The sequence below is a fragment of the uncultured Pseudacidovorax sp. genome (assembly GCF_913773995.1).
GTDB lineage: Bacteria > Pseudomonadota > Gammaproteobacteria > Burkholderiales > Burkholderiaceae_C > Xenophilus.
In genome coordinates this window covers 1-5,225 of sequence record NZ_CAJYES010000115.1, presented here as the reverse complement: position 1 = coordinate 5,225, position 5,225 = coordinate 1, and the positions used below count along the sequence as shown (strand labels likewise).

General features: G+C 70.9%; 5 protein-coding genes and 1 pseudogene. 2 read left to right on the top strand and 4 right to left on the bottom strand.

Annotated features, from left to right (window positions below; genetic code table 11):
* Positions 1-94 precede the first annotated feature (94 nt).
* Positions 95-607: pseudogene (locus QZ772_RS10795) on the top strand (tRNA-dihydrouridine synthase); the annotation flags it as partial.
* A 19-nt stretch (positions 608-626) separates the two neighbouring features.
* Here the strand turns inward: QZ772_RS10795 and QZ772_RS10790 are convergent.
* Genes QZ772_RS10790 through QZ772_RS10775 form a run of 4 tightly spaced genes read right to left on the bottom strand, consistent with a single transcriptional unit; the run spans position 627 to position 4,491 of the window.
* The gene (locus QZ772_RS10790; RefSeq protein ID WP_295525780.1) at positions 627-1,793 is read right to left on the bottom strand and encodes a mandelate racemase/muconate lactonizing enzyme family protein; all 1,167 of its coding nucleotides are present in this window, start codon (positions 1,791-1,793) and stop codon (positions 627-629) included.
* 45 nt (positions 1,794-1,838) lie between these two features.
* A complete protein-coding gene (locus QZ772_RS10785) occupies positions 1,839-2,549 on the bottom strand; it encodes an SDR family oxidoreductase (RefSeq protein WP_295525777.1) in 711 nt (236 codons plus the stop codon).
* Positions 2,539-3,504, bottom strand: coding sequence for a tripartite tricarboxylate transporter substrate binding protein (locus tag QZ772_RS10780; RefSeq protein WP_295525782.1), 966 nt, complete (start codon positions 3,502-3,504; stop codon positions 2,539-2,541). Before QZ772_RS10780 ends, QZ772_RS10785 begins: the two co-directional genes overlap by 11 nt.
* A 48-nt stretch (positions 3,505-3,552) precedes the next feature.
* The gene (locus tag QZ772_RS10775) at positions 3,553-4,491 is read right to left on the bottom strand and encodes a dihydrodipicolinate synthase family protein (protein ID WP_295525775.1); all 939 of its coding nucleotides are present in this window, start codon (positions 4,489-4,491) and stop codon (positions 3,553-3,555) included.
* A 127-nt stretch (positions 4,492-4,618) separates the two neighbouring features.
* Here QZ772_RS10775 and QZ772_RS10770 point away from each other — a divergent pair.
* On the top strand, positions 4,619-5,225 hold a 607-nt coding region (locus QZ772_RS10770), incomplete at its 3' end, for a LysR family transcriptional regulator (RefSeq protein WP_295525772.1).

Here is a 5,225-nt window from a genome sequence, read left to right as displayed (position 1 = left end):
GCCCACAGGCCTTCGTAGCACTCGATGCCCACCAGCCGCAACGCCGGGCTCGCGCCCAGCGCGCGGGCCAGGGTGATGGCCTCCTCCTGCGTGCGGCAGCCTGGAGAAGCGCATGCGCTTTCCGCTGGAAGTGTTCGAGGCCGTGCGCGCCGCCATGCCGGCCGAGGTGCCCGTGTGGGTGCGTGTCTCGGCCACCGACTGGGTCGACGGCGGATGGGATCTGCCCAGCACGGTGGCCTTCGCCGAGGCGCTCAAGGCGCACGGCTGCAGCGCGATCCACGTCTCCAGTGGTGGCGTGTCGCCCCAGCAGAAGATTCCGGTGGGCCCCGGTTACCAGCTCGGCTTCGCCCGCGAGGTCAAGGCGCGCGTCGGCTTGCCGACCCTGGGCGTGGGCCTGATCACCGAGGCGCGCCAGGCCGAGGCGGCCATCGCCGAAGGGCAAGCGGATGCGGTGGCGCTGGCGCGGGCCATGCTGTACGACCCGCGCTGGCCCTGGCATGCCGCGGCCGAACTCGGCGCCCAGGTGAACGCGCCCCGGCAGTACTGGCGCTCACAGCCGCGCGAGTTCAAGGACCTGTTCGCCGATCTGCGCATCGGCCAGCGCTGAGGCGCAGGCCGGCCGCCGCTCAGCGCGCCAGCGCGTGCATCTCGGCGATCAGGTCCGCCTTGCCCTCGAAGCCGATGCCCGGCAGCGCCGGCAGGTGCACATGGCCGTTGTCCACCTTCACGCCATCGGGAAAGCCGCCGTAGGGCTGGAACAGGTCGGGGTAGCTTTCGTTGCCGCCCAGGCCCAGGCCGGCCGCGATGGCCAGTGACATCTGGTGGCCGCCGTGCGGAATACAGCGGCTGGGTGACCAGCCGTGGTCCTTGAGCATGTCGAGCGTGCGCAGGTACTCGACCAGGCCATAGCTCAGCGCGCAGTCGAACTGCAGCCAGTCGCGGTCGGGCCGCATGCCGCCATGGCGGATCAGGTTGCGTGCGTCCTGCATGGAGAACAGGTTCTCGCCCGTGGCCAGCGCGCCGACATAGGCCTCGCCCAGGCGGGCCTGCAGTTCGTAGTCCAGCGGGTCGCCGGCCTCTTCGTACCAGAAGAGCGGGTACTGCGACAGGGCGCGGCCATAGTCGAGCGCCGTGGCCAGGTCGAAGCGGCCGTTGGCGTCCACGGCCAGTTGCTGGCCGGGCGCCAGCATCTTGAGCACCGCCTCGATGCGCTCGCAGTCCTCGGACAGCGGCGCGCCGCCGATCTTCATCTTGACCACCGAGTAGCCGCGGGCCAGGTAGCCTTCCATCTCCTGCCGCAGGCCATCCAGGCCCTTGCCCGGGTGGTAGTAGCCGCCTGCCGCGTAGACGAAGACGCGCGGGTTGGCCTGACCGTTGCCGTAGCGCTCGGCCAGCAGCTGGAAGAGCGGCTTGCCCTCGATCTTGGCCACGGCGTCCCACACCGCCATGTCGATGGTGCCGACCGCCACCGAGCGCTCGCCGTGGCCGCCGGGCTTCTCGTTGCTCATCATGCAGGCCCAGATGCGGTGCGGGTCGAGGTTGTCGCTCGTCTCGTCGCGCAGGCTGGCCGGGTCGGCCTCCAGCACGCGCGGGATGAAGCGCTCGCGCATCAGCGCGCCCTGGCCATAGCGGCCGTTGGAGTTGAAGCCGTAGCCGATCACCGGCCGCCCGTCGCGGATCACGTCGGTGACCACGGCCACCAGGCTCAGGGTCATCTTCGAGAAGTCGATGTAGGCGTTGCGGATGTTGGATTTGATGGGCCGCGTGGATTCGAGGATGTTGACGATCTTCATGGCGAGCGCGTGGGTGAAAGGTCGAAGAAAAACAAAAGAGCAGGTTCAGCGCGGCAGCGACGAGCCGCCGCAGATGGCGATGTCCTGCCCGGTGATGGCCGCCGCCTGGGGCGAGAGCAGGAAGGTGGCAAGGGCGGCGATTTCCGCCGGCTCGATCAGCCGGCCGATGGGCGGCAGCCGCGGCGCACTGCCGGCGCGGGCCGGGTCCTGCAGCATGCCGGTGGCCGTGGCGGCGGGCGAGATGACGTTGACCGTCACGCCCTGCGCCGCCACCTCGGCGCCCCAGCTGCGGGCCAGCGCCACCAGCGCGGCCTTGGTGGCCGCGTACTGGCTGCGGCCCGGCATGCCCTGCGCTACCCGGCTGCCGATGAAAACGACACGCCCGAGCCCGCGCCCGGCCATGCCGGGCACCAGCGCGTCGGCCAGGCGGCTGGCGGCGTCCACATGCAGGCGCCACATCAGCTCGCCGGCCTCGGCATCGAGCTGGCCCAGCGGGCCGATTCGCAACACGCCGGCCGCATGCACCAGGGCCTGGGCCGCTGGCAGCATGGCGCACAGGCGGGCGATGGCGGTGCCGTCGCGCAGGTCGATGGCGTGGCCCGTGAAGGCGGCATGCACGATCGACGCAGGCGCGGCATCCAGCCCGCTGACCTGCCAGCCGGCATCGAGCAGCGCCATGGCGATGGCACGCCCGATGCCGCTGCTGCTGCCGCTGACCACGGCATGCGGCTGCGCGGTGCTGCCTTCAATCGACACGGATGTTGCCCTCCGTGATGATCTTGCGCGAGCGCTCCATGTCGGCATGCTGGAAGGCGGCGAATTCCTCCGCCGTGCCCGGCGTGAGCAGCAGGCCCTGCGAACCCAGCAGCGTCTTCATCTCTCCCGCCAGGGCCTTGTTGGTCTCGGCATTGAGGCGGCGGGTGATGTCGGCCGGCGTCCCGGCCGGCGCCCACAGGCCGTACCAGCTGTAGAACTCGTAGCCCGGCAGCGTTTCGGCGACGGTCGGCACATCGGGCAGGCTGGCCGCGCGCTGGGCCGAGGTGACGGCCACCACGCGCAGCATGCCGCTCTTGTGGTACTGCAGCGAGCCGAGGATCGGATCGATGAAGCCATCGATCTGCCCGCCGATCAGGTCCTGGAAGGCGGGCGCCGTGCCCTTGTAGGGCACGATCAGGTAGTCCAGGTTGCCGGCGCGACGCAGCAGCTCCGTGGCCAGGTGGCCGGCCGAGCCGATGGAACCCACGGCGAAGGTCATCTTGCCGGGGTTGGACTTGGCGTACGCCATCAGCGAGCGCACGTCGGTGATCGGCAGGTTCTTGTTGACCGCCACTGACAGCGGCGCCTTGGCCACGAGCGCCACCGGCGCGAAGTCGCGCACCACGTCGTAGCGCACCGACTTCATGGTCATGGGCGCCGTGGTGAAGGTCGAGGCGTTGAACAGCAGCGTGTAGCCGTCGTTGCCCGCCTTGGCCACCACCTCGGCGCCGATCGCGCCATTGCCGCCCGGGCGGTTCTCGACCAGGAAGGTCTGGCCCATCTGCTCGCCCAGCTTCTGGGCCAGCATGCGGCCGACCGTGTCGAGCGTGCCGCCGGGCGGGAAGGGGATGATCACCCGCACCACCCGGTTGGGCCAGCCCTGCGCCATCACGGGCGCGGCGGCGGCCAGCGTGGCGGCGCCCAGGGCGCCGTGCAAGAAGCGTCTGCGTTGCAGCATGGTGTTGTCTCCGATGTCGTTGTTCTGAGGAGCCGTGCGGACGGCTCAGCGGCGCAGCAGGCCGGCCTGGCGGCAGGCGGCACGCAGGGCGTCCATCTCCTGCGGGTTGGGCGCCTCGGTGGGCGGGCGCACGGTGGCGCGCTCCAGCACGCCGGCCAGGTACATGCCGGCCTTCATGCGCGCATGGGCCTCGCCCGTGGGCTCGCCGCCGCCGTAGACGGCGTCCTTCAGCGGTGTGATCACGGCCTGGATGGCCATCGCCTTCTTCAGGTCGCCGGCGTTCACCGCGGCCCACAGGTCGATGATGAGCTGCGGGATGAAGGTGGCGAAGCCCACCAGCGCGCCGTCCACGCCCTGCACCATGGAGGCGAGCAGGTACTCGTCGTGGCAGGTCAGGATCGCCTTGGCCGGGTTGGCCTCGCGGATGGCCTGGATGTCGCGGGCGTACTTGTTCATGTCCCGCTGGCCGACCTTGAAGGCCTGCAGATAGGGCAGGCGGGCCAGCTCGGCCAAGAGCTGCGAGCTGTACGAGGCGCGCGTCCAGGCGGGGTAGACGTGGCAGACCAGGTCCAGCTCGGGCGCGGCGCGGTGGATGGCCTCGAAGTACTGCAGCGCATGGCTGGGTGTGAAGCCGAAGCGCAGCCAGTGGTGGGGCGGCATCACGTCCAGCGCGGCGGCGCCGGCGGCCTGCGCGGCGCGCGCATGTTCCGCTGCCTCGGCCAGGCCTTCGCAGACGATGGACGAGATCACCGGCAGCCGGCCGCGCAGCTCGTCGGCCACGATGCGCGTGACCTCGGCCCGCTCGGCGGGGGTGAGCGAGAACACCTCGCCGGTGTGGCCGTTGGTCATCACGGCCACCACGCCTTCATGGCCGGCCAGCCAGCTGGCGAGCTGGCGCAGGGCCGGCTCGTCGATGCGATGGTCGGGGGTGAAGGGGCAGGCGATGGCGGGGATGATCCCCCGATAATTTTCGATGGACGGCATTGCAGGTCTCCGTGCGGTGCGATGGGTGAAGGAAGCGGAGCGGATGATTCCGCGCCGGCCCCCCGACCGTCCAATACTCGAATCGCATACAACTATCGCGGGCCGTGCGGCCCCGCAGGAGACGCGCATGGGCCCGGGCAACCGCCCCCTCGACCTCGACTGGCTGGAAGACTTCGTCGCGCTCGCCGACACCGGCAGCTTCTCGCGCGCGGCCGAGGTGCGGCACATCGCGCAGCCTGCCTTCAGCCGGCATATCCGGTCCCTGGAGGAATGGGTGGGCGTGGAGCTGTGCGACCGCAGCGCCCATCCGGTGGCGCTCACGGCGGCGGGTCAGCGCTTTCTGCCGCTGCTGCGCGGCGTGCTGGCCGGGCTGGAGGCGGCACGCCAGAAGGCGCGCGCGGCGCATGAATCGGCCGCAGCGAGCCTGCGCTTCGCGGCGACCCATGTGCTGTCGCTGACCTGGTTCCCGACCTGGCTGGCCGGGCTGGAGGGGCGGCTGCGCATCGGCCCGGTGCAGACGCTGTCGGACAGCTCCCTGGCCTGCGAGGACCTGGCGCTGCAGCGGCGTGTGCAGTTCGTGCTGTGCCATGGCCATGCCGAGGTGGCGGGCCGGCTGGACGAGGCGCAGCACCCGTGGCTGCGGCTGGATGGCGATGTGCTGCTGCCGCTGTCGGCCCCGGATGCGCAGGGTGGGCCGTTGCATGACCTGGCTGCGGGTGGCCCGCTGCCCGTAC

Bases quoted from the DNA above. Each gene is read 5' to 3' on its own strand.
- QZ772_RS10790 (WP_295525780.1), bottom strand. From the start codon at position 1,793: ATGAAGATCGTCAACATCCTCGAATCCACGCGGCCCATCAAATCCAAC.
- QZ772_RS10775 (WP_295525775.1), bottom strand. From the start codon at position 4,491: ATGCCGTCCATCGAAAATTATCGGGGGATCATCCCCGCCATCGCCTGC.